Below are 24319 nucleotides of genomic sequence, written 5' to 3'. Positions count from 1 at the left end.
TAGCGGTTAAAAAGTATAGCTTAAGTTTAAGGAGACAAAAGATTGTGCTTTGGACTCATCGCCCTCCAGGCGGTTGACCGGCAAGGCAAACCGGTAAGCGGGTTCAATGTCAACGTTGTATAAGCTGAACACCACCGGCACCGTGATAGAATAGTTGAGGACCCTAAACTTGGTGGTAGAGGTAGTGGTGGTAGTAGTGGTGGTGCCATTTCCTCCATTTCCGTTGCCATTGCCATTGCCGTTTCCGTTCCCATTGCCAATTGGGTTTAAGGGGTCTAAAACGGTGCCCAAGCCTTTTTTCTTGTTTTGGGTCTCCACGGTATGAGTTTCGGCGAACTCCTGGGTACCGGCAATGATGCTGAACTTAGGATCAATGCCCACCGGGTTTTTCCCACCCCAAAGGTTCTGCAAGGGAATATAACGTGAGTTGTCCAACACGGTGAACAGGTCACTGCTCCCTCCAAAGATATAGCTGCCGGTAAGACCCGTTAAAAGGTATTTCCAGTCTAGGGTTCCGGAGGCTGTCACCGCGTTTGAGGTCACTGACTTTACCAGTGGGGTGTTAGGGCCGAAAAAGAAGCGGGAATAGCTCACCATTCCATCGAACCGTTCGCCCACTTTGAAGCTGTACCCGGCAGACACATCGGTTTCGTCCATGAAATCCTCGGTGTTGAACAACTGGTAAGACATGGCCGAGATAAACAACCCAGAGTTGTGGGTATAGGTAAGCGAGGCTGCCACGTATGGGTATTGGGTGGCCGTGTTGCGCCCGAAGAAAGAAGCGTTATTGGCTGTTTCTAACCCCACAGTCCACCAACCTTTTTTAGAAGCCGTGTCCTGGGCTAGTGCGGCGGATGGTTCTGATTGACGGGGAACTTTCTTCGCCGCCGCGGCAAGAGAGGTAGCCCAAAGGCATAGCAGGAAACAGAATCCAACGATGTTTTTCATCTGAGTAGGTAGATAAAGTTAGCAAATGGTGGCCAGCCGTTTGCTTAAACGGAAGCCGGGGCTACATATTTGAATAGGATAATTTTTGCGGCAGCAGACCTTCTTAGTTTTTGCCAACTTTGATACGGCCCACGCCTACGCCACCTACTTTCACCGGTTTCACGGCTTTGGCGGCCTTTGCAGCGTTGCCCGCCACTTTCACGGCACTGCCAGCTGCCCCACGCCCAGGCCGGGCTGCGCTCTGCGGCCGACCGGCTGAACTGCGGGCATTCAATAGGTCGTTGCCTGATTCACCATTACCAGAAACTTTCTCGGGTTTTTCTTGCCGTTTTGCGGTAGCCACCTCTTTTACCTCCTGTTTTCCTTTTTTTGGTTCGTCTTCAGTCTGCCCTTTTTTAGCCTTGCGAGGTTTTTCCTGGTCTGGTAAGTCCTTGTTTTCTGGCAGGATAGACCCGGTGGCAGTCGTTTCTGAAGACACCACTTCAGAAAACGTTTCGGCTTTTTGAGTCACAGCTAAGCCCATGGTTGTTTTTGAGGCGGGCTCGTTACCGGTCCCTGAGTTCTTGTCTTCGGCAAGGGCGGGTTGGGCCAATGCGGAAGCAATGAAAAGGAATACTGTGGCGGATACTTGATGTATTTTCATAAGGGTTAAGCGCATTCCGGATGATTATACCTCAAAGCTACAATTGAAAGATGAAGAGAAGATGAATATTTCGCTCTCTAAACCTAATTTTTCAATTGAGCCTTGATTTTTCAGGAGATCGTTTCTGTGTATTTTACAAAAAAGAGGCCAAAAGCATCAGCATGAATAGGCCTCTTCTATAAAATCTAAAGCTACTGTATAGTTTTGGTAATGGTATCAGAGGGAAGGCTACGTTTTGCGTAGCCGTAAGCAGGGGCTGAGGAAGCCAGCACGCCGTTGAATACGAAGCAGATACTAATGAATAGTTTCATGGTGTTAGTTGTGTTAGATGAGGAAAAGAACAGCTGCCCCTGCCTACACAGAGGCAGCTGAGATAGAAATTGGATTGGGTTAGTTTTTGCCTACTTTGAGGCCAGCGGCGGCATTTACCTTTACTGGTTTCACCCCTTTGGTAGAAAGCCCGGTGGTTACTTTGGTACGGCGGGCGGCAGAAGCATTGGCCTTGGCGGCTACCCCAGTTTCGGTTTCAATCCTGCCTGCTCTCTGGTGTTTTTCTGAGGCAGTTGCTTTCACCAATTGGCCTTTTTCTTTTCCAGTGGCAATGGTTTCTTTGGCAAGGGTACTCACCGCTTCCCCGTGGGCTTCCTGGTTCTGTTTAGAAGCTTCTACTTCGGCCTTGGTTTTCACCTTTACTTCAGCATCGGTTTGAGAAGCGGTTTCCTCAGTTTCCTCTTTCCGGGCTTTAGCTCTGGCTTTTAAGTCTGCTTTTGCCTGGGCTGATGCCTCCTGGGTTTCCTCCTTCTGGGCTTTGGCTTCCTCTTTTCTGGCTTTAGCAGCTTCTTTTTGGGAGGCTACTTCTTCTTTCAAGGCTTTGCTGGTTTCTTCTTTCTTTTCCTTGGTTTTGTCTGCCTTGGCCTTGGCTACTTCACGCACGGCCTCGCCTTTGCCAGAAGCATCGGTGGTGATCTCTCCAGATACCGAGGTTTTGGCAGCGGTGCTCACTGCGGAGCCGTGGGTGGCTTTCGCTTTGGTTTGCTGGTCAAGGGTGGTAGAAGTGGTCTGGGCGAAGGAAGTTCCTGCAAGTAAGAAAGCGGCGGCTAAGAAGGTTAATTTCTTCATGTTGGTAGGTCGTTTTGGTTGGTTTTAAATGATTACTGGGTCAAAACTATCTTGTCAAGATGAAGAGAAGATGAAGAAAGGGCTTCATGTAAAATTATTTTCAATTTTTTTCTGAAGGGCTTATCTAGCCCATTTAGGCCTGTTTTCAGAAGAACTGCCAAAAACAGCAAGGCCGCTCCTGGAGAAGAGCGGCCTTGCTGTGCATGAAAGATGAAGAAATACTAAAGAACTTTCACCTTTAAGTAAGATGGTTGCTGGGCATTGTGGTACACCCGGTGGGTGGCTTTCTGGAAATCCTCGGCTTTGGCCTCGTAGATGTTGGGCACAAACTTCTGCGGATTACGGTCTACCAACGGGAACCAGGTGCTCTGTACCTGTACCATGATGCGGTGTCCTTTTTTGAAGGTGTGCAGCACATCCTGCAGGGGGACATTCACGGCAGTCACCTGGTTGGGCGTAAACGGCTCGGGCTTTTCGTAGCTGTTTCTAAAACGGCCGCGCAACACCTCGCTACGCACCATTTGCTGGTATCCGCCCATTTTCACCGATTCTGGGTTATGCGCATTCTGGCGGGCAGTGTCAGGGTACACGTCAATCAGTTTCACTACCCAATCGGCATCGGTGCCGGTGGTGGAGATGTTCAGCGCGGAAAGGATTTCGCCCGCCAGGGTGATGTCCTCGGTTAACACATCGGTTTGGTACACCAACACATCCGGACGGCGGCCGGCGAACCGTTGGTCATCGGTCATGTACTCGCGGGTCATGCCCACGGTAGTTTCCTCAGAGAATGGTACTGGTTTGTCTGGGTCACTGATGAACTCGTCAAAGCCTGTTCCACTGGCGGCTGGTTTCTCAAAGCTTAGCTTCCCGTTCGCCCCAAAGTACAGCAGACGCTCCTGCGTGTTTTTAGGCGGCCAAGCGGCAAACTCGCGCCACTGGTTGGCGCCGGTGTTGAACATGTAGGCTTCAGGCAAAGACGGCTTTCCTTTGCCGTTCTCCTTCAGGTAATGGCGGAAGAATTTGGCTTCTATGTTCGGGCGGTAAAACTCAGAAGTATTCTGGCGGAAAGAGACTTTTCCCAGGTGCTCACCAGTGGAGCGGGCCCAACCCCCATGAAACCAGGGACCCATTACAATGGTGTTGTAGGTGTTCGGGTTGTTTTTCTCAATGGTCTTGTAGGTTTCAAGGGCACCAAATAGGTTTTCGGCGTCAAACCAGCCACCTACCACCATCACTGCAGGCTTGATGTTCTTCAAGTGTGGTCTGATGTTCATGGCCTGCCAGAATGCATCATAGTTAGGGTGCTGCACGATGTCGTTCCAGAAGGTGACATTGTTTTTCAGGTACTGGGCATTGGCATTGGGCAGCGGACCCATGTGTAGAAAGAAGTTATAGCCGTCAGGCGTGCCGTGGTTGAATCGTGGCGCTCCTGTAGGAGAGGGCTGCGGACGGGGTTGCCCAAAGGAGGCCAGGAAGTTGAACGCGTGTGGTAAAAAGAATGCCCCATGGTGATGGAAATCGTCCCAGAACCAATCGGTCACGGGGGCTTGCGGGGAAGAGGCTTTTAAGGCCGGATGGCTGCCTACCAGACCCACCGAGGTGTAGTACCCAGGGTAGGAGATGCCCCATTGGCCCACGCGGCCGTTGTTATTGGGCACGTTCTTCACCAGCCAGGCAATGGCGTCATAGGTATCGGTGCTTTCGTCCCAGTCGTTTTTACCTTTTTTGGCTTTCAGAGGCGCCATGTTCACAAACTCACCTTCACTCATGTACTTGCCGCGCACATCCTGGTATGCGAAAATGTAGCCCTCGCGCAGCATGTCAGAAGACGGTCCGATGTTGGTTTTGTACTTGCCCTCGCCGTACGGACCAATGGAGTAAGGCGTGCGGTTCAGCATGATGGGGTATTTCTGGCCTTTGTCTTTGGGGGCATACACAATGGTGTACAGCTTGGTGCCATCGCGCATGGCAACCTGGTGCTCGGTTTTGGTATAGTTTTCCCGAATGTAGGCCGAATCTGAGAGGGTTTGGGCAGAGGCGGCAAGCGATGACCACCACAGAACCAGCAGAAGCCATTGCCAGAGGTTTACTTTCATATTTGTTTGTTTGGTAAGGTTGGAACGGGAAATTAGAGAATTCCCCGGCAGAGGCCAAATTCAACGTGGCCCCTGTTCCAGAATAGCTCTTTGAACAGGGAGTTCATCCATGGCTGGGTGCTTTTCAGGCGAAGTGGTGAGGACCTTGGCTGGTTTTTTGGGCGATAATCCAAAAGGAACGCGTAACCAGTTAAGGGGCATAATCACGTATTTGATGGTTAAGAAACAGATCACGAAAGTGCCCAAGGCCATAAGCCAGAATTTGGGGCCAATTGGCAGATCTGCGTTCTGCAGATAAAAGCCCAAGGCAACAATCACCGTCTGATGCAGAATGTAGAAGGGGTACACCATTTCATTGGCTTGTTGCAAGTATTTGCTTTTGATATTCAGGTGCTGCATGGCCAAACCCAGAATGGCTAATAGCCAAAACCAACGGTTAAAGGATCTAACTGCCTGGTAAAGGACCTGCTCAGTGAAGGTGAATTCCTCATATTCTTTCCCCTGAAAAGGGAGTACCAACAGCAGGAAAGCCCCCATTGCCAACACTAGGCTGTAGTACCGTACGTGCCTGATCTGGCTTTGCAACGCCGGAAGCTTCATCAGCAGAAAGCCTAAGAGAAACATGGAGACGTATAGGAAGTGATTGGCCCAATCATCCACTAAAGCATTGGTAGCCGGAAACCGTTGGTTCAGCAACACTGCTCCCAAGCTAAACCAAAGGCCCGGCAAGAACATCACCGCCCACGGCTTTATTGAGTTTACCTTCATGCTAGACCTGCGCAGATAAAGCAACAGGGGCAGCAGAATCAAGCTATAACAAAGCACGTAGGTCAAGTACCAGAGGTGGTGCCAGCTGAAGTTGCCCTCGGGGTAAGGGACTGCTTCAAAAACCGAGGGGAAGAACTGCAAGTAACTGCCCTCATATCCCTGCGTCACCCGTTCAAAGTAAACCTGAGGCGGCACCACTACTAGCATCCCGATGAGAAGCGGAAGCAGTATTCTTTTGAACCGGTCCTTGACAAAGGTTTTTGCCGGTCTGTACCCCAGCGCGAAGTAGACTCCGACCCCTGAAACCAGGAAGATTAAAGACATGCGCCACTGGCTCAGGAATCGCATGGGCAGTAAGAGTGCCTCGCTTATCTCGTTATTTTTGAGGTGCCACTCCCAAGGCACGAAGAACATACCAGTGTGATAGAAAATGAGCAGGCTAAAGGCCAGTACGCGCAGCCAGTCAAATTCATAGCGTCTGAGGGTAAGTTGATTTTCCATGGTCTTTTTTTTGAGGTAAAGGTGACCAGGAAAGGCAGCAGAAGGAGAATGTTTTTATAGGTACAGAGTGCTACCTTATAAAGTAGTACTAAGGGAAAGCCCGTTTTTACGGAACTGACCCGGAGTTTGACCGGTGTTTTTCTTAAAAGCAGCCATAAACGCAGATTTGGAAAGATATCCGGTAACCTCGGCCACTTCCTCCACTTTCAAGTTTGGCTGTTCCAGTAAAATGCTTTTCGCCTCGTGCACCCGCAGTTCGGCCAGGTACTCAAAGAAGCTTTTACCCAGTGATTCATTCAACACTTGGGATAGGTAGTGCGGAGTGGTGTGCAGTTGCTTAGCCAACGAAGGAAGCGAAGCCGACACCTGGGTGTAAAACTTCTGTTCCTCAGCGGCTTTCAATTTGGTTAACAAAACCTCTTTCGTCTCCTGGGACAGGGTAGACTTCTCATATTTTACCTGGGGAACAGGCTCGGGTTGGGTGACAGGCTGGAAGAAAGAAGAGCTTCCCAGAATTTTGTAACTGAAGAAGAACAATTGTCCCGTTAGCAGCACCGCCATGAAATGGTCCCCCAAGTCTTCCTGAAACACCAACTTCACCAAAATGAATAAACCAGTCAGCCCTGCGAAAAAGAAAAGAAGCAGTTTGGCCCAAAGGGTGTACGGAGCCGAATGTTGCTGTGTCTGTTTCCGCATGAACAAAAAGGAAAGCACCACATACCCCAAAATGTGCAGAATGGTCAATTCATTCACCCATTGGATAAGAGAAAGCGGATCTATGTTGAAGGTGGGCGTAACCTGGTTGGGTTGGTACGCATCAGGGAAATAGGCATGCAGATAGGCCTGGTATTTTAGTTCTTGCGGTTGAAGCAGAAAAGGAATGTGGTACAGCGTGTAAAACCCGAAAGGTATTAGGTGCCACCAAAGCCGCACGTGCCACCGCTTCCCCGAGAAACTGCGCAAAAGCAGATACGTCAAAGGACCTAATGCAAAATTGGTGGGCTCGGAAAAATCAACGAGGGCCAAGGAGTGAAACATCAACCCTGAGTAGCACAGGAAAATCTCCAGCAAGGCACAGGTTACCGCCAGCGTCCAGGCGCCCAACAGGACATGAAGGTACGGTTGCCGGTGCGGGGTTTTGGAAAAGAACAAACCCGCTAAGAACACCCCCTGAATGGTCCCGGCCAGCAGGAGGGCGGTGTACAAATCAAAGCGCAGGAATTCATTTGCCATACTTAAAGGTACAAAACGGCGATGGCTAACAAAAGAACTTGGATAGGGTATCGCTTGCTCTTTTGGAGGCTGATTTTATCAGGAGCAGACTTTATTCTGTGATTAGTTTGGTGATTTAAAGCTAAAAACGAAAAAAGGCCCGGAATTCCGGGCCTTTTGTGTTACAAGATGAAACGGTTCTATTGGCAGCTGTATTCAATGTTGGTCACTGAAACATCACCTTTCTGGTTTGTTTGGGTTGTTTTGGTGGGGTACCCGTTTTCATTGAAGACATACACGAAAGAGTAAGAAAGTTCTTTGTCTACGTTGCTGCCTTTTTTGCGAATTTCAGTTAACACGTTGTTCGCACCGGGAGGCGTCAAGTCAGGTAATCCTACAAACAGCGCTTCAAAAGCCGATACTGGAGTTTGTTTTGAGTCATGGGTGTACTCAATGGTATACTCAGGAGTGGTGTCTTCTATGTCTGCAAACTCACGGGCCAGGTTCACGTTTCCTTTAGAGTCATACTGATAGGTAGTATAGCCCATAGAGTAAAGCTCAGGCTCTCCGCCTTCTTCTTCGGCCGGAACCATAAAGTAGCGGGATATTTTAGAAATCCGATTATTAGAATATTCAAATTCGGCTAATTGGCCGGCACCACCCAATTCTGCTCCGGTAAGCACACTGCCTACCAATTTACCTTGCTCATCATACAGGTATTGGAGGCTGCCTTCTCCTTCTTCTCCGTCCCCGAAGATCATTTTAGAAGGTTTGCCAGATTTGTTTCCGGAAGTATGGTATTGAACCGTCACGTCGCCAAATTCCTCGTTTGTGAAGGAGGCAATTCTATCATTGTTGTAGGTAACGGCCGTTATTCCTTCTTCATCGGTGATTTTAACCGGTTTACAGGTCTTAGTGCCCTCAATTGGGTTAGAATCCTCGTCATCAGTACAAGAGCCTAAAACAAACAAAGAGCAGGCAAACAGGATGGAAAGTAATTTGGGGAATTTCATTGTAGCGATAAATGGATTAAGAATTTCTGGAATGTAAACTAGAGATGCAAAGCGCTTCATGCATTTTCAAGAGTATAGACACAGAGGTTTCTGTTTACCCCTAATCCTGGTAAAACTTTTTTTAGTTATATTATCTGTTACTACATCTGTCTGCCTGCTAACTTAAAGGATCAGAATTTGAAGAGGTTGCCCAATAGGAGAGGTTTTTTGCTGTCTTTAATATGAGAGGGTAAAGCGAAACCTGTTTTAGGTTCTTTTCTGAAAAAGGCTGCTTAAAACGCTTTTGGAGTACCTTAACTTTTCGGCATTTTTTTTCACCTTTGGATAATGCTTAACCTATGGGTTAAGACAACTCAATCCAACCATTATGTTGAAACTTTTATTAAGGCATGCGCTCTGCTGGGCCATGCTTTTGTGTGGGATGTCTGTTGTGCATGCCCAAACACCTCTGCAGACCCCGGAGCAATTTCTTGGCTACAAACTGGGCGAGCAATTCACCTATCATGGCCGTTTGGTAGACTATGTCCGCTACCTGGCCGCCCAGAGCCCCAGCAAGATGCAGGTGCAGACGTACGGCCATACCTATGAGAAGCGCCCTTTGCTGCTGGCTACCATTTCCTCTCCGGCTAACATGCAGCGGTTAGAAGAAATCAGGACCAATAACCTCAAGAGCACCGGCCTAATGAGCGGCCAACCTACCGGCGGAAAGCAACCTGCCATTGTGTGGCTCAGCTACAATATCCACGGAAATGAGTCTGTTTCTTCTGAGGCGGTTTTGCAGGTACTGTATGACTTATTGGACCCTAACAATGCCCAAACCCAGAAATGGCTGGAGAACACCGTGGTGATGATAGATCCTTGCGTGAACCCAGATGGCCGTGAGCGTTACACCCAATGGTACAACCGCGCACGTAACCAGGTCCCTAATGCTTCCCCTTGGGCATGGGAGCACCAGGAGCCGTGGCCCGGCGGACGTCCGAACCACTATTACTTTGACCTGAACCGCGACTGGGCCTGGCAGACGCAGATTGAATCCAAGCAACGGGCCGTGGTGTACAACCAATGGATGCCGCAGCTACACGCCGATTTCCATGAGCAGGCCGTGGACAACCCATATTACTTTGCCCCCTCCGCCAAACCGTACCACGATGCCATCACTCCGTGGCAGCGCGAGTTCCAGGGCATCATTGGCGATTACAACCGCAAGTACTTTGACAAAAACAACTGGCTGTACTTCACCCGCGAGAGCTTTGACTTATTCTACCCCAGCTACGGCGATACCTGGCCTACTTACCAGGGCGCTATTGCCATGACCTATGAGCAAGGCGGATCTGGACGTGCTGGTGTAGTCATTCAGAAATCTGATGGCGACAGCCTAACCTTAAGTCAACGGATTGCCCACCACCATGCCGCCAGTTTGGCCACCGTAGAGGCTATCTCAGACAAGGTGGACCAGGTGGTGAAGGAGTTCAAGAGATTTTACACCGATGCCCAGTCAAAACCATTTGGCCAGTACCGGAGCTACGTGTTCAAGGTAAAAGGCGAAGAAAGCCGCATCAGAGAATTAACCGAGTACCTGGACCGCCAGCAGATCCGCTATGGTTTTGCCAAAGGTTCTGGCAGCAGCAAAGGATTCAACTACCAGACCGGTAAAACAGAATCAGTGAAGTACGAGGGCGGTGACTTGGTGATCAGTGCCTATCAGCCAAAATCTACCCTTCTGAACGTCCTTTTTGAGCCGTCTGCCCGCTTAGAAGACTCAGTGACCTATGACATCACCGCCTGGTCTCTGCCGTACGCCTATGGCTTAAAAGGGGCTGCGTTTACTGGTCGTATTGCCATGAACGATGCCAAACCAGCCGCTAGCGCCGCAGTTGCCAATACCGCCGCCCCAACGGCGTACGCGTACCTTGCCCCTTGGAATAGCATGCAGGACCTGAAATTCCTGGCCTCTTTGCTGAAGTCGAAAGTAAGGGTGCGGTATTCTGAAGTGCCTTTTGAGCAGAACAACGTGAAATACGCCCCGGGTACTCTTATCATCACCCGCACCGGCAATGAAGGATTAGGTCCTAAGTTTGACCAGATCGTGACCCGGGCCGCCGATTCGCTGGGCATCAAACTAGCCGCTACCACCACCGGCTTCGTGAGTACCGGCGCCGATTTCGGTTCTAGGAGCATCCGGTATGTGAAAGCACCCAGAGTAGCTTTGTTGACTGGTGAAGGCGTATCAGCCTACGGGTTTGGCGAGATCTGGCACTACTTTGAGCAGCAGCTGGGTTACCCGGTAACAGTGCTGGGTGGGGACTATTTTGCCAACGTGCCGCTGCATGAGTTTGACGTGATCATTCTGCCTACCGGTTCTTACGGCCGCATTCTGGAAGAGAAAAACCTGGCCAGGGTGAAAGACTGGGTACGGGCTGGAGGCAAGTTAATCGCTATGGAAAATGCCGTTACCTTCCTCGCTGATAAACCAGATTTCGCGGTGAAGAAAAAAACAGCAGATACCACCAACGCCAAAAAGGGACCTTCTACCGATGACCTTAAGAAGTACGCCAACCGCGAGCGGGAATCTATCTCAGAAGAGGTGCAGGGAAGTATTTTCAGAATCAACCTGGATAACACCCACCCGCTGGCTTTTGGGTATGGTACCACCTATCCGGCTTTGATCAGAACCAATACCCTGCCCCAATTTATGAAAGATGCCTGGAACGTAGGAGTGGTGAAAGGTGAAGCACCAGCCACCGGTTTCGTGGGCTCTAAGGTGCAAAGTAACCTGCAGAACGGTTTAGTACTGGGCGTGCAGGACCTAGGCCGTGGCCAGGTAGTGTACCTAGTAGATAATCCCTTGTTCAGAGCGTTCTGGCAGGGCGGGAAATTGCTTTTCGGGAATGCCGTCTTTTTGGTAGGCCAATAGACGCTTAGACTTTCCTTACTCTTTTACATAGAAACGCCCGCGACTTGCGGGCGTTTCTGTTTTGGGGCTCTTTTAGATAAACAGCCTGAATAGACAAAGTTTCGTATGTTGCAACTGTAGCACGGTTCTATACTTTTGTGAATTCTCAACCCCTCCAGATATGCGTTCTGCCCTTCAACTTGCTTCCGTGGTTTTACTCGCCTTCGTTGGCTTGGAAAGTTGTTCCAAATCGACCACCTCTTCCTCTAATCAGGCGGGAGGTGCCACCACTGCTACTGAGCAGCAACTGACCGGTTCCCAGGTAGCCGATGCCCGGACCACCTATGCCAACTACTGCGGTGGATGTCACGGCCGGGAGTTAGAAACCTTTGTGAACCGCAAGTGGCAACACGGTAACTCGCAGGAGGCGATGTTCAAAAGCATCAAACACGGGTACCCTGATCAAGGGATGCCCGCCTATGCCAGCACTTTCTCCGATGAGCAGATTACCCAACTGGTCAGCTTCATCCAGCAAGGCATAGTGGAGCAGAAAAATAAGCCACAAAATAAAACTAACACGACGGTTCACCGGTCAGAGAAACTCAGCTTCAAGTTGGAAACCGTACTGACGGGCATAGATGTGCCCTGGGGCATGGCATTTCTGCCTAACGGAGACATGCTGATAACTGAACGCTCCGGAACCCTGTACCGCCTCACCCAGAACAAGGATTTGATGAAGATTGAAGGCGTTCCTGAGGTGTTGGCGCAGGGGCAAGGAGGTTTATTGGACGTGAAACTGCATCCAGACTTCAGCAAGAACAACGTTGTTTTCCTTTCTTATTCAGCGGTTAAAAAAGATGGAGGGCAAACGCTTTCAACCACTGCCATCATGCGCGCCCGCCTGGACGGAAACGCCTTAAAAGACCATAAACAAATATTCGAGGCGCAGCCATACGCCAGAACCCGGCACCATTACGGCAGTCGCATAGAGTTTGGTCCTGATGGCTACCTGTATTTCTCCATGGGCGACCGGGGAGGCACCAAGGTGAATCCGCAGAATTTGAGCGTACACGCGGGCAAGATCCACCGGATTAAAGAAGATGGCTCTATTCCCGCGGATAACCCTTTTGTGGGCCGCGAAGGAGCCATGGCGTCTATTTACACCTTCGGGAACCGGAATCCACAGGGAATGGCTCTAAACCCCGCTACGAAGGAGTTATGGGCGCATGAGCACGGGCCTAAAGGAGGCGATGAAGTAAACATTCTAAAGAAAGGAGCCAACTACGGCTGGGCCGATGTTACCTACGGTATTGATTACAACGGCTCCAAGATATCAGACCTGAAGCAGAAAGCGGGCATCATTGATCCCATCAAAGTGTGGGTGCCTTCTATTGCTCCCTCGGGCATGGCCTTTGTAACCGGAAACCGCTACAAAGGGTGGGAGGGAGACCTGCTGGTGGGTTCCTTAAGCTTTAAGTTCCTGAGCCGTTTAGAAGTGGACGGAAACAAAGTGGTAAGGGAAGAGCGGCTTCTGCCAGACATCGGGCGTGTACGGGATGTACGCTTGAGCCCTGACGGCTACGTCTATGTGGCGGTGGAAAATCCTGGTGTGATTTACCGGTTGGTTCCTGCCAATGAATAAGCACGGTTAGTAGCCTGCTTTTTGCTGCCGTTTCAAGTAAAACAGCAGCAAAAAACATTCGCTTTCCAGGCCTTCCATTGAGGCTAAAGCTAAGAGCCATCATTCGGGCATTTGCACGTACACTCCGTCTTCGCGTATTTCTAAAGGATACCGTTCCAAGGGACGGGTACGGCCTTTGCATTCCTCCCCCGAGATCAGATGGAAACGGTAACTATGCCACGGGCAGATAATTTCATTGAGGTAATTGGTGGTTCCGCGGCTGAGGGCATCTCCCAGGTGAGGACATAAGTTCTCCACCGCGAATAGTCCTGAAGCCGTATGGGCGATGCAGATTTCCTTACCTGCCGCCACTACGGCTTTGGAGCGGGTAACCGGAATCTGGCTCTTGGCCTGGGCTTCGCTTTCAAAAAGTTTTATCCATTGCATAGCAATGCGTACGAGGAAAGGGAAAACCCGTTATAGGGCACTTCTGCTGAAAGGAGGGCTTAAATGAGAGGAGAAGTTTGGAAAGGCTGTAAAATGAAAAAGCCCGGAAAAACCGGGCCCCTTACACCAAACTAACAAACAAAACTTTTAAACCTATTGAAGACTAACCGATCCCGGGGGGAATGCAACCATCTGAGAGGGAATCAGGGGTTGTGGTCTCGTTTAGTGTTACAAAGATGCAGTGCTTTTGCCCCCAGCACAACCCAAATAAGAGGAAATGGCCTTTTTCCTGCCTGAACCCCGACAAAGCCGGAGTGAAATGGAATATGGGAGCGTGAACCGGCTATTCTGTGGAGTTAATCGGACAATCAAATTTGCTTATCTCCTTTGATGAACCAGAAAAAATGATGGTTTTAGGCCAAATTTTGCGTGTAGTTGACTTGATAAAGCAGAAAATTCTCGGTGAAAGGGAAAATAGAGGCCTTTCTGCTCTCAACTATGCTTTTCTGCTGAAACAGGAAAAGGACACCTAAAACGGAGTGAAACGGATTAAAGCTCAACTGAATCGGCCTTTTACTTTATGGCTGAAAATACCTAGTTATGTCTCTTTGGGGGAGGCTGATGCTCAACCTAATATCAGTGACTCCGGTCCGGAAATCTATGGTAGGCAGTTTGTCTTTGATGTTACTCAGGAGAGCGGGTAAGTGAAAGCCGAAGCCTAACAAGATTGAAATAGGTTTAAAATGAAAAAGCCCGGAAAAACCGGGCCCCTTACACCAAACTAACAAACAAAACCTAAATTCTTTCAGAGTGCCGACCTGCGTCAGCGGCCAACCGGGTGATGGGGAATCTTTCTCTTTTGAGGCGACTCAACCGCTTTCTGCCTGATTGGTGATACAAATATGCAACGGCTTTAAGCCCACCACAACCCTAACCAGAGGAAGCGGGCCATTTTCTGACTGAAGCCTGAAAAAGGGGGAGTGAACCGGAAATACCAGTACTGAACCAGCAGCAATCCATTCAGGTAAAGTCACATTTGACCTAAAAGGAAAAGCCACCCAGGTAGGAGTGGCTTACAAAATAGAAGGCAAAAAAAAATGCTTAAAAGTAGTCTATCACCAGAGCGCAAGCGGATAGAAGATGACTACTTTTAAGCTGAAATAGAGTGTGAATGTATAGGTTTTAACGGACCTAATTCATTAAGGTTTAAGAGAGTATAAAGAAATGTTAGATTTTTTTTCTAAAACCTCTCTAGGCTGCTCCAGGAGCAATATTTTAAAAGTTTTTTCTCCGGTGTTCCAGTTCTTGAATTGAGCAAGATCCATCCACAGGCGATCGCCGGCTTTAACTTTTACAATTTTCTCCTCTCCCTCTGAAGAAACCATACGCAGCGTTCCGTCGGTAGCGGCATAAGCTTCCTGCTCTGGCGAGGCGTGGAAATCTAGGAACTCGCCTGGCTTCAACTCCAAAGAAAGGATGCGCAGGTTATCAGTTTTCAAGACATGCTTGAAGACCTTGGTGGTGCGGGTGTTTGGTCCGGTGGTAGTTGGGGTAGTTCCGGCAAAAGCGGGAACCATGTTCAACAGGAAACAAACTGAAAAGAAAGCGGAAGTTAATTTAGTTTTCATAATGTTTTTATGGTTAAAATTTTTAAACTTTTTTAGAAGGGTTTGGCCTTTTTGCTGTCGCCCTTTTGATTATATAGATGCAAATTTGTGTAAAACGTTGCTTACTTGTATGTTAATGATTCGTTAAAAGGCTCAAAATGAGGATGAAGCCGAACAAAGGGGAACTGAGGCTGAATTTTTAGAGGATGAAAATGGAAAGATTTTTTTGCCTCTTTTCTGAAAAACATCTCTAAACGGATTTCGCTCTCAAACCACTGATTTAAAGACAGAGATGAGGCATTCTACCCTCTCAGAGGGTAAGGTATTTGGGTGCAAGGGCAGAGTTTACCCACCTGAAACCGGAAATTCACCTGCTGAACTTTACCCGGCTAGGTCTCTGAGAAAGGCAGAAACGTTTCGGGCCCGTTTTATAGAAAACAGGCCCGAAACGGCAATTCAGATATTTAAAGAAGAAAAGGGGTTAGGAAGGGTCTACGTCAATGACTACCCGCAAATTTTTGAAGTCTTTGCCTTTCAACAATGTTTGGACCGCATCTAAGACCTGGGCCTTGGATTCTCGCAGATGTCCGCTTTCCCGGTCCAGTTTCACGTGAATTTCCTGCAGAAATTGGTTCCTGATCTTGAAGATATGCGGCGCCTCAGGTCCTAAGACCCTAGTTTTGCCTAAACGGTCAATAAGTTCCTTGGCCAAAAAGATAGCGGCAGTTTCACACGGCTTAGCCTCCGGATGTTTTACCGTAAGCCTGATCATGCGTACAAAGGGAGGATACCTGAACTTCTGGCGCTCAGCAATCTCTTGCTCGTATAGGCCCCGGTAATCGCCCTCAATCACCCGTTGGAAAATGGATTGGTTAGGATTAGCCGTTTGAATCAGAACCTTTCCTTTGTTGCCCTTCCGGCCGGCCCGGCCGCTTACCTGCACAAACAATTGGTACGCCCGCTCATGCGCCCTGAAATCGGGGAAGTGGATGATGCTATCGGCGCTGAGGATGCCCACCAGACTCACGTGCTCAAAGTCAAGGCCCTTGGTCACCATCTGGGTGCCCACCAGTACATTGGTACGCTGCTGCTCAAAATCCTCAATAATCTGCTGGTGGCTGTTTTTGCGCTTGGTTGTGTCCAGGTCCATGCGTTGGATGCGGGCCTCCGGCAAAATGAGTTTCAGCTCGTCTTCAATCTTCTCGGTTCCAAACCCCACGGTTTTCAGCATGGTAGAGCCGCAGGCGGGGCAATCATTGGGTTTACGCTCGGTGTAGCCACAGTAGTGGCAACGGAGCTCGTTAGAGAACTTATGATAGGATAAACTAACGGCACAATTGCGGCACTTAGGCACCCACGCACAGTCGTTGCAATCTATGAAAGGCGCATAGCCCCGACGGTTCTGGAACAAAATAACCTGCTCATGCCGAAAAAGCGCGTCTTCAATGTCATGCACCAACCGTTGGGAGAAGTGGCTCATCATGTTCTTGCGCAGACTTTCCCGGCGAGTATCTACCAGTTCTACCTCCGGCAAGGTGGCCTCCCCGAAGCGTTCATGCAGGTTCACCAGTCCCCAACGGCCGCTCTGGCAGTGGTAATAAGATTCAATAGAAGGCGTGGCCGAGCCTAGCAAGGTTTTGGCTCCTTGGAACTGGGCCATCATGAAGGCTACCTCGCGGGCATTGTAGCGCGGGGCCGGTTCATGCTGCTTGTAAGACGGTTCGTGTTCTTCGTCTACAATAATCAGGGAAAGCGAATGGAACGGCAGAAACACCGAGGACCGCACGCCCACCACCACTTGGAATCGGCCAGAAAGGATTCCGTTCCAGACTTCCACGCGCTCGTTATCAGAGAACTTGGAATGGTACACGCCCAACCGGTCACCAAACACCCTTTTCAGGCGGGTTACAATCTGGGCCGTAAGGGCAATCTCTGGGAGCAGGTAAAGCACTTGTCCTCCCGCTTCCACGGCTTTCTGGATAAGGTCAATGTATATTTCGGTTTTCCCGCTGCCTGTGATGCCGTGCAGAAGTACCGTGCTTTTTTCGCCGAAGGTCTCCAGGATCTGGTCGCGGGCGGCGGCTTGCGCTGGCGAAAGCTCTGAAGAAAGGTAAGGCCCCCGGCCCTCGGCCATAGGGAAACGGCTCACCACCACGTCAAACTGCTCCAGCACGCCATGCTTAAGCAAGGTATTGATGGCCGACAGCGACAGGTGCGGGTTGGAGGTAAGCACGTTTTTCTCCAGCCCTTCCTCGTTCATGCGCAGATTCTGCAAGATGGGCGTCAACTGCACGTACTTGAGCAACACATCCAGTTGCTTAGGTTTAGTCGCCAATTGGTTGAAGAGCTCTTCCAGGGTTTCTTCATCGGGGGTGAAGGAAGAGGCAAGGCGCACCTTCTTCACTACTTTAGGGGCGTATTTCTCCGCTATTTCCTCATAGATGATGATGACATCCTTGAGTAAAAGCGATTTTATAATCTTGTGGAAACTGGTTAATTGCAGCAGCTGGCCTACCTCGGTAAAGGTGAGGTGCTGTTTCTGCCGCAGGGCAAAGATGATCTTTTCTTCGTGAGCGGTAAGGGGCCACTCGTTCCTTTCTACCTGAAACTGCGGATGCAATTGTATTTTAGACTCGCTGCTAAGTTTCAGGGCAGAGGGAAGAGCCGCGTTGATCACCTCGCCCAAGGTGCAGAGGTAATACTCTGCCATCCAGAGGAACAGACGCAGCTGAGGACCAGTCACCACCGGTTTCTCGTCAATGACTTCCAGGATATATTTTGCCTGGTACTCTTTGGGCGGCTGTTCATGCACCCGCGCTACTACGCAACTTAGCACCTTTTTTGACCCAAACTGTACCAGAACGCGGGCGCCTACCAGCACCTCATCACTCATCTGATAAGGAACACGGTACGTGTAAAGCTTGGGAAGGGGTAAAGGCAAAATGACGTCCGCAAACAGGGTAATCCGTTCAGGGACGTCATCAGCAGGAATATGGAATTCTAATTCTGGTGTCAAAAGCGTCCGGTTTGGGCCAAAGTTCGGAAAAACAGCCCGGAAACGGAAACTTTCCTTATTTCACCTGGTAGTCTTCTACCAACAAAGTGATCTGTGCTTCCTGTGCGTTTTTGTCAGGTAACACGGTGGTGTACAGGAGAACAGGTTCATCTTCGCGCACCTCAATTTCTAGTTGGTCTACCAGGCTTGACTTGACCGGTAACCAAACTTCTTTGTCTTGCGAGGTAAACAGCATTTCCTGGCGGTATTGCCGAATGCTGCCCGGTTTAAGGCCGTTTGCCTTCATGCGTTGGATGCTCTCTAAGGTGATATTGCGGGTCTTGCCTTCGTACACCAAAGACAAACGACAGGCAGGAAGCTCCACCTGGCCAGAAGGAGCCTGCGAAACGGCAGGTTCTGTTCTTTGTAGGGCCTCAAGGGTAGTTTCGGGGTGAGTTTTTTGTAAACGCTTCCAATAACCGTCTCCGTTCTGGGAAAAGGCAGAAGCCGAACAGGCAAGCCACAGGCCGCCCAACATCAATAACTTCTTCACGTGCGTAATTGGGTTTAGTTTGTTGCCTCACAACAGCAACCTGGCAAAGCCAGTTCTATACCCAAGTGAAAAAGTTGATTTTGTGCGTTTTGCCTAACATTGGCTTACTACAACGTTTCTACAACTACTTTTTTTTATTCTTGCAGCCAGACCTTTCTAGATATGGCTTAGCTGCTCCAGAGCCTCGGCCACGGATTGCACGGGTAGCTGGCAGGCCCGGTTATAGCAGACATAGATAGTGGTTTGTCCGTTTTGGGCGGTACGGTCTTCCAGCAGAGGCAGGGTGGAGACACCTTCCTCTTTACTTCCTACTAAGAGAGCGTTAGGCAAAAAGTGCTGCTGCAGCAGGCTCCTGAAACCATGTGCTTCGGGGCCTACAATCGCGATCTCAGCGGTGGGTTTAAGTTTCAGGAAGTACAGCGATGCCCAATTTGCCAGGTGGGACGGTTCTTTCACCACAAGGTTCCGCACTCTGGAGAGCATCCTATCCGAAAGGGATGAGTAGCGCTCTTTGTCAAGGTACAGCCCCAGGTAATGAAGGTTCATGGCCATAACGGAGTTTGAGGCCGGCACCACATTGTCAAAGATCTCCTTTTTGCGGGCAATCAGCTGTTCGCCGGCGTTGCTGGTGAAAAAGAAGAGCTCCTCTTGCTCGTCAAAGAAGTGGGTGAGCGTGTACTCAGTAAGTTTTCGGGCTTCTTTCAGCCACTGCTCGTCAAACGTAATCTGGTACATGCCAAGCAGCGCCTGGATCAGGAGGGCATAGTCTTCCAGGAAACCGTCAATGGTGGCTTTCCCTTCCTTGTAGTTGTGGAAGAGTTGGTTTTCTTGTTTCAGGTTGCCCAACAGGAAATTGGCATTGGTGCAGGCTAGTTCCAGTATTCTTGGTTCTCCGAAGGCGCGGTAGGCATCTGTAAGCCCAATCAGCATGAGCGCGTTCCAGGAAGTAAGGATTTTGTCATCTAACCCTGGGCGAATGCGTTGGTTTCTGGCTTGTAACAAGGTGTCTTTCCAATTTTGGACGTGCTCCTGCAACTCTTCCACGGTGAATCCCTGGTCCGCCGCAAAGGCTTCATCTGTTTGCCGGCGGTGCAGAATGTTCACCCCTTTTTCCCAATTGCCTTCCGCAGAGGTGTTGTAGTACTTGCCCGCCAGTTCTGCTTCCTCACCCAAGATGTCATTTAGCTGCGTTTGCGTGAAAACGTAGTATTTGCCTTCCTCACCTTCGCTGTCGGCATCTAGGGAGGAATAGAAGCCACCCTCCGGGCTGGTGAGTTCCCGTTCCACAAAGGCAATGGTTTCTATTACCACTTGTTTGTACAGCTCGTTGCGGGTCACCTGATAGGCTTCTGAGTACAAACTGATCAATTGCCCATTGTCATACAGCATCTTCTCAAAGTGGGGAACGAGCCATTCCTCATCGGTGGAATAGCGGGCAAACCCGCCGCCCACTTGGTCATAGATGCCGCCAAAAGCCATTTCCTCTAGCGTGAGGTTCACTTGCTCCAAGGCGGCCAGATCTTGGCTGTGATGGTAATACCTAAGCAGAAATCGCCAGATACTGGGCATGGGAAACTTAGGGGCTTGGCTGGTCCCACCCCGTTTTATATCGAAACGGCTTTTCAGGCTGTTGAACATTTGGTCAAACGCCTTAGTATTGAAATCAGGATTGCCCTGCAGAAGACCATACTTGGCCAACTCGCTTTGCTGTAGGTGCTGGGCAAACTGATCAGCCGACTGGTCCAGATCACTTCTACTTCTGCTGTAGGCTTCGGCTATATTCTGAAGCAGCTTGATCCAATGCTGGGGCGGGAAATAAGTACCTCCATAGAAAGGCTTGGCCTCTGAGTTGAGGAACACATTCAAGGGCCATCCGCCTTGCAAGCCCATTGCCTGCAGGGCATCCATGTACACCTGGTCCACATCGGGGCGCTCCTCGCGGTCTACCTTGATGCAGACAAAGTGCTGGTTCATGACGTGGGCAATCTCTTCCTTCTCAAAGGATTGGTGTTCCATGACGTGGCACCAATGGCAGGCGGCGTACCCAATGCTCACCAAGATAGGTTTCTGCTCGTCTTTGGCTTTTTGCAGCGCCTCAGGACCCCACGGGTACCAATCTACCGGGTTGTAGGCGTGCTGCAGCAAATAGGGACTAGATTCCTGGGCAAGGCGGTTGGGCTTTTTTTCCATGGGAAGTACACGTAAGATGGTAATCGTTTTTGGAGGCTTTTTCTTAAAGGAGCCGTGAAACAGAACTAAGACATACGCAGTTGCCGCTGTACCGTCTCAATTTCTGTCTGTACATCGGTCTCCAGCCGCATGTCCTGTAGTTTCTGCAGGAGTTTTTGCAGGAATCGCTGGTGGGCCGCACTCTCGGGGTGGAAGGGTTTATGCGCTAATTCCCGCTGCACTTCGGTCCACCGGCCTAAAAAGTTGCTAAAAGCCTGATCTGCGTAGGCGTGGATGAATTTCTCCCAGATATAGTTCTCGGCCATTTCTGAGGGGTGCAACAAATCCGAGGCATAAAACCGGTAATCGCGCAGGTCATCCAAAAGCAACTCGTAAGCGGGGAAGTAAGAAATTTTGGGATGCTGCTCCATGGCTTGATGCGCCGCCACCCGTAACAGGCTTTTACTGACGCTATTCAGGGGCAAGGTGTCTTTGAGGTGGCGCACCGGGCTAACGGTGAGGATCACCTGGATACTGGGACAATGTTGCTGCAGCAGTTCTAATGTCTGGTGCGTGTCCTGCACTATCTCATCTAAAGAAAGCAGCCGTTTGGTAAAGGCTTTTTGGGGCACTTTATGGCAATTGGCCACCAAAGCTCCGGTGTCTTGGCGTTCATAGACGTAAGCAGTGCCCCAAGTGAGCATCACCGCCTGCGCTTGCAGGAGAAAAATATGGGCTTGTCTCAGCTGCTCCTGTAACCGCTTCAACAAAGTCTCTGGTTGCGGGTGCGAGAAAGACGAGTGGAAATCATAATGGTAACAGATACCGTTCTGCTCCACCATTCCGTCTTCTAAAAAAATTTCATCCTGCTCCAATGCTGCCCTTAGTAGCTTGTGGATGGAAAGCGGGTTGAAGATGGTGCCAAAAGGATTCACCAACGTAGTCGCCTTTACTTCCTGTAATTTCCGGCCGATGACCTCGGCGAAGCAAGAGCCTAGGGTGAAGATTCCTTTGGTTCGGGAGAATCGTGTAGGGGCGGTAGGTACGGTTAGTTCAGTACGGAACTGCATAGGCACAAAGGGCGGGTGGACCCGTGAAGGTAAGGATTTCCTCTTTTACGCTTCAGGGACCACAATAGGATGAAGTTCCGCGAAAGTTTGAATGGTATGGGTTGGTTCTGCCGCCAGACATTTTTCTTCGGCCCCATATCCGTAAGCTGCCCAGCAGGAAGGAATGCCAGCGTTATTGGCGAAAAACAAATCAGCGTCTGTATCTCCCACCATCAGCACCTGTGAGGCGGAGACCTGCGGATAATGTGGTTTGATGACCTGATCATACGCCATAGGATGTGGTTTTTTCTTCAGCGGGTGCTTAGGGTTATCCCCAATGACCATGTCAAAATGATGCTCCAAGTTAAAACGGGCTAAAGCATCTTCTATGGCCCGTTGTCCCTTGTTGCTGATGACCACACAGGCAATGCCTTGCGCTTTGAGAAGGGGCAGCAGTTCGTCTACTCCGGGAAACAACGTGGTAAGTCTACCTCCGTCCGTGTCATAGATGTGCCGGTAATGGTGCACCCATTCTTCCAGTTCGCCATTTTTCAACTCACCCCGCAGAGGCGCATAGAGTTGGGGCAGTAGCTCTGATAAGTTGCCACCCGTGCCAATGGCGCGCTTAATCTCGTCAGGAGAGGGGGGCGTTATTCCTTTCAACTCAAAGGCCTTTTTGAAGGTGTACAGAATGGAGTTCTCGGTTGCGCAAAGGGTGCCGTCAAAGTCAAAGATGATTACTTGATAAGGATTCATAGGAGAGGAGTAAGCCTTAAGGAACCAATACTTGAAGCAGCTGGAATTTGTTTTCTCCGGAAGGTAAGACAATTATCAAAAGGATAGGTTGATAGGAACCAGGGTTTTGGCGGTTTGCTGCACCTTTTCTTAGAACAAGCTCTAAACCGCGAAGCTACATTACCCTTGGCAAAGGTCTTCTAAGCCAACAGGAATGCCCTAAAAACAAAACATCCTGCCGGAGTGCGGCAGGATGTCAGTAATTTATGAAAAGCAGCTAAATTAAGCGGCTACTACGTTGAAGCGGATTTGGTGCTTCACTTCTTTGTGCAGGTTCAAGGTAGCGGTGTACTCGCCTAAAGATTTAACCTCTTGGTCAAAATCAACACGCTTACGGTCTACATCGTAACCCAAAGCTTTCAGAGCCTCAGAAACTTGCAACGTAGTTACCGCACCAAAGATTTTGCCAGTCTCACCCGCTTTAGCAGGGATTTCCAACAAAGTATCACCGATACGGTTGGCTAAGTCTTGCGCATCTTTCTGGATTTTCTCTGCTTTGTGCGCAGCCTGGCGAGTGTTCTCAGCCACCACTTTGCGGGCAGAAGGAGTAGCCATTTCAGCCAAACCTTGTGGGATTAAATAATTACGGCCGTAACCTGGCTTAACAACAACGATATCGTTTTTATAGCCAACGCCTTTCACGTCATCTTTAAGAATAACTTCCATCTTTTTTTACCTCCTTATTTTAAAGAATCTGTTACGTAAGGCAAAATAGCCAAGTGGCGTGCTCTGGCAACAGCCTGAGATACACGGCGCTGGAATTTTAAGCTGGTTCCAGTTAAACGACGAGGTAACAGTTTACCTTGTTCGTTTACGAACTTCAATAAGAAGTTACCATCTTTATAGTCGATGTACTGGATCCCGTTCTTCTTGAAACGGCAGTATTTCTTGCGCGTGTCTTGCTTGTGGATTTTTTCGTTAACTAAACTCATGACGCTTGGGCCTCCTTCTCTTTTTTAGATGATTTGAATTCACCGTTTCTGCGGCGCTCGTTGTAAGCAACAGCGTGCTTATCCAGGGCAGTGGTCAAGAAGCGGATGATTTTCTCATCGCGACGGAAAGCCAGTTCTAATTGATCAACAATTGTTGCTGGACCTTGGAATTCCACGAGGTGATAGAAACCAGTGTTTTTCTTCTGGATTGGGTACGCCAGTTTTTTTAGGCCCCAATTCTCCTCATGAATAATGTCGGCGCCATTTTCCTTAAGCACCTGTCTGAACTTCTCGACCGTCTCTTGCATCTGAACCTCGTTCAACAACGGGGTCATGATGTAGAGTACTTCGTAATTTTTTAAAGTCATTTGAAAAAATGATTTTGGTTCGAAGGGGCAAAGGTAGGAGAAATTCTGACAGAAAACAATAATGGTGAAAGATAAAGTGCAAAGCATGAGGCATAACAAGACTTGGGTGCTTTGCTGTCCTGTAAAAGAAAGTAGCCCCAAAACAAGTATGGTGTTAGCCACTTCAAAGCTGGAGATGCTCTGGAAAGGCAAGGGAGTCTTTCTTTACTTAAGGATCAGAAAGCAAGAAACCTCATGAAGGAAAGGAGGGTTGAAGAAAAAAAAACTGCTGCCCAAAAAAAATATTTGAAATTTTTTCAAGGAAGATGGGGGGATGGGTTCAACTATTTCCTGGGTGAAGATTCTTCCGCTAGGTTAAGGAGTGTCTATAAGAGTGACAGTTTCTACTCTATTATATATAGTATACAGACCTTGTTGCAGGCTGTAGTTACAAGTAGTCCTGATCCGAGCAAAAGTTCAATTCAGTGTTTGATAATACACCGTAAAGACGCAAGTAAACCGGGAACACAATAGAATAGGTAGTTAGTTGACAATATAGAGGTGTTTGTTGAATAAATCAAATGATGTTCTAATGAATTTAGCCAGGGTGT

Annotated in this window: 20 protein-coding genes; 3 read left to right on the top strand and 17 right to left on the bottom strand. The window is 49.3% G+C overall.

Features of this window, described 5'->3' with window-relative positions:
- Positions 1-6 precede the first annotated feature (6 nt).
- The 7 genes from ACW9SV_RS00280 to ACW9SV_RS00250 all read right to left on the bottom strand — a co-directional run bounded on the left by ACW9SV_RS00280 (position 7) and on the right by ACW9SV_RS00250 (position 8300).
- Positions 7-948: a hypothetical protein gene (locus ACW9SV_RS00280; protein WP_479554729.1), complete on the bottom strand. Its 942-nt coding sequence runs from the start codon at positions 946-948 to the stop codon at positions 7-9.
- Between the two features lie 103 nt (positions 949-1051).
- On the bottom strand, positions 1052-1591 hold the full coding sequence (locus ACW9SV_RS00275; protein ID WP_479554728.1) for a hypothetical protein: 540 nt from the start codon (positions 1589-1591) through the stop codon (positions 1052-1054).
- A gap of 390 nt (positions 1592-1981) precedes the next feature.
- Positions 1982-2710 carry a hypothetical protein gene (locus ACW9SV_RS00270; RefSeq protein WP_479554727.1) on the bottom strand — a complete coding sequence of 243 codons (729 nt, stop codon included), beginning with the start codon at positions 2708-2710 and terminating at the stop codon, positions 1982-1984.
- 221 nt (positions 2711-2931) lie between these two features.
- Positions 2932-4806 carry a CocE/NonD family hydrolase gene (locus ACW9SV_RS00265; RefSeq protein WP_479554726.1) on the bottom strand — a complete coding sequence of 625 codons (1875 nt, stop codon included), beginning with the start codon at positions 4804-4806 and terminating at the stop codon, positions 2932-2934.
- Positions 4807-4866: 60 nt separating this feature from the next.
- The gene (locus ACW9SV_RS00260) at positions 4867-6075 is read right to left on the bottom strand and encodes an acyltransferase family protein (RefSeq protein WP_479554725.1); all 1209 of its coding nucleotides are present in this window, start codon (positions 6073-6075) and stop codon (positions 4867-4869) included.
- Positions 6076-6150: 75 nt separating this feature from the next.
- Positions 6151-7308: an AraC family transcriptional regulator gene (locus ACW9SV_RS00255; protein WP_479554724.1), complete on the bottom strand. Its 1158-nt coding sequence runs from the start codon at positions 7306-7308 to the stop codon at positions 6151-6153.
- 179 nt (positions 7309-7487) lie between these two features.
- On the bottom strand, positions 7488-8300 hold the full coding sequence (locus tag ACW9SV_RS00250) for a hypothetical protein (RefSeq protein WP_479554723.1): 813 nt from the start codon (positions 8298-8300) through the stop codon (positions 7488-7490).
- A gap of 367 nt (positions 8301-8667) precedes the next feature.
- Between ACW9SV_RS00250 and ACW9SV_RS00245 the strand changes: the two genes are divergently transcribed.
- Entirely contained in the window at positions 8668-11214 is a 2547-nt protein-coding gene (locus ACW9SV_RS00245) for a M14 family metallopeptidase (RefSeq protein ID WP_479554722.1), read from the top strand.
- Positions 11215-11374: 160 nt separating this feature from the next.
- Positions 11375-12835: a PQQ-dependent sugar dehydrogenase gene (locus ACW9SV_RS00240; RefSeq protein WP_479554721.1), complete on the top strand. Its 1461-nt coding sequence runs from the start codon at positions 11375-11377 to the stop codon at positions 12833-12835.
- 99 nt (positions 12836-12934) lie between these two features.
- Here the strand turns inward: ACW9SV_RS00240 and ACW9SV_RS00235 are convergent, their stop codons facing one another.
- Positions 12935-13261, bottom strand: coding sequence for a Rieske (2Fe-2S) protein (locus ACW9SV_RS00235; protein WP_479554720.1), 327 nt, complete (start codon positions 13259-13261; stop codon positions 12935-12937).
- Between the two features lie 350 nt (positions 13262-13611).
- Here ACW9SV_RS00235 and ACW9SV_RS00230 point away from each other — a divergent pair, with 350 nt between their 5' ends.
- On the top strand, positions 13612-13794 hold the full coding sequence (locus ACW9SV_RS00230; protein ID WP_479554719.1) for a hypothetical protein: 183 nt from the start codon (positions 13612-13614) through the stop codon (positions 13792-13794).
- 666 nt (positions 13795-14460) lie between these two features.
- Here the strand turns inward: ACW9SV_RS00230 and ACW9SV_RS00225 are convergent.
- The 9 genes from ACW9SV_RS00225 to rpsF form a co-directional block, all read right to left on the bottom strand.
- Entirely contained in the window at positions 14461-14889 is a 429-nt protein-coding gene (locus tag ACW9SV_RS00225; protein ID WP_479554718.1) for a hypothetical protein, read from the bottom strand.
- Between the two features lie 460 nt (positions 14890-15349).
- Positions 15350-17884, bottom strand: coding sequence for a replication restart helicase PriA (gene priA / locus ACW9SV_RS00220; RefSeq protein ID WP_479554717.1), 2535 nt, complete (start codon positions 17882-17884; stop codon positions 15350-15352).
- 55 nt (positions 17885-17939) lie between these two features.
- The gene (locus ACW9SV_RS00215) at positions 17940-18416 is read right to left on the bottom strand and encodes a hypothetical protein (RefSeq protein WP_479554716.1); all 477 of its coding nucleotides are present in this window, start codon (positions 18414-18416) and stop codon (positions 17940-17942) included.
- Positions 18417-18572: 156 nt separating this feature from the next.
- A complete protein-coding gene (locus tag ACW9SV_RS00210; protein WP_479554715.1) occupies positions 18573-20606 on the bottom strand; it encodes a thioredoxin domain-containing protein in 2034 nt (677 codons plus the stop codon).
- 65 nt (positions 20607-20671) lie between these two features.
- Entirely contained in the window at positions 20672-21655 is a 984-nt protein-coding gene (locus tag ACW9SV_RS00205; RefSeq protein ID WP_479554714.1) for a GSCFA domain-containing protein, read from the bottom strand.
- A 45-nt stretch (positions 21656-21700) separates the two neighbouring features.
- Complete coding sequence (locus ACW9SV_RS00200; RefSeq protein WP_479554713.1) at positions 21701-22390, bottom strand: HAD family hydrolase; 690 nt, start codon at positions 22388-22390, stop codon at positions 21701-21703.
- A gap of 261 nt (positions 22391-22651) precedes the next feature.
- The gene (gene rplI, locus ACW9SV_RS00195) at positions 22652-23095 is read right to left on the bottom strand and encodes a 50S ribosomal protein L9 (RefSeq protein ID WP_479554712.1); all 444 of its coding nucleotides are present in this window, start codon (positions 23093-23095) and stop codon (positions 22652-22654) included.
- A 14-nt stretch (positions 23096-23109) separates the two neighbouring features.
- Positions 23110-23361, bottom strand: coding sequence for a 30S ribosomal protein S18 (gene rpsR / locus ACW9SV_RS00190; RefSeq protein ID WP_048921044.1), 252 nt, complete (start codon positions 23359-23361; stop codon positions 23110-23112).
- A complete protein-coding gene (rpsF, locus tag ACW9SV_RS00185) occupies positions 23358-23729 on the bottom strand; it encodes a 30S ribosomal protein S6 (protein ID WP_210463978.1) in 372 nt (123 codons plus the stop codon). Before rpsF ends, rpsR begins: the two co-directional genes overlap by 4 nt.
- Positions 23730-24319: the final 590 nt, after the last annotated feature.

The sequence above is a fragment of the Rufibacter sp. JT20002 genome (assembly GCF_056491185.1).
Note: the sequence above shows the minus strand (reverse complement) of the source record. Positions and strands in the feature narration are given on the sequence as shown.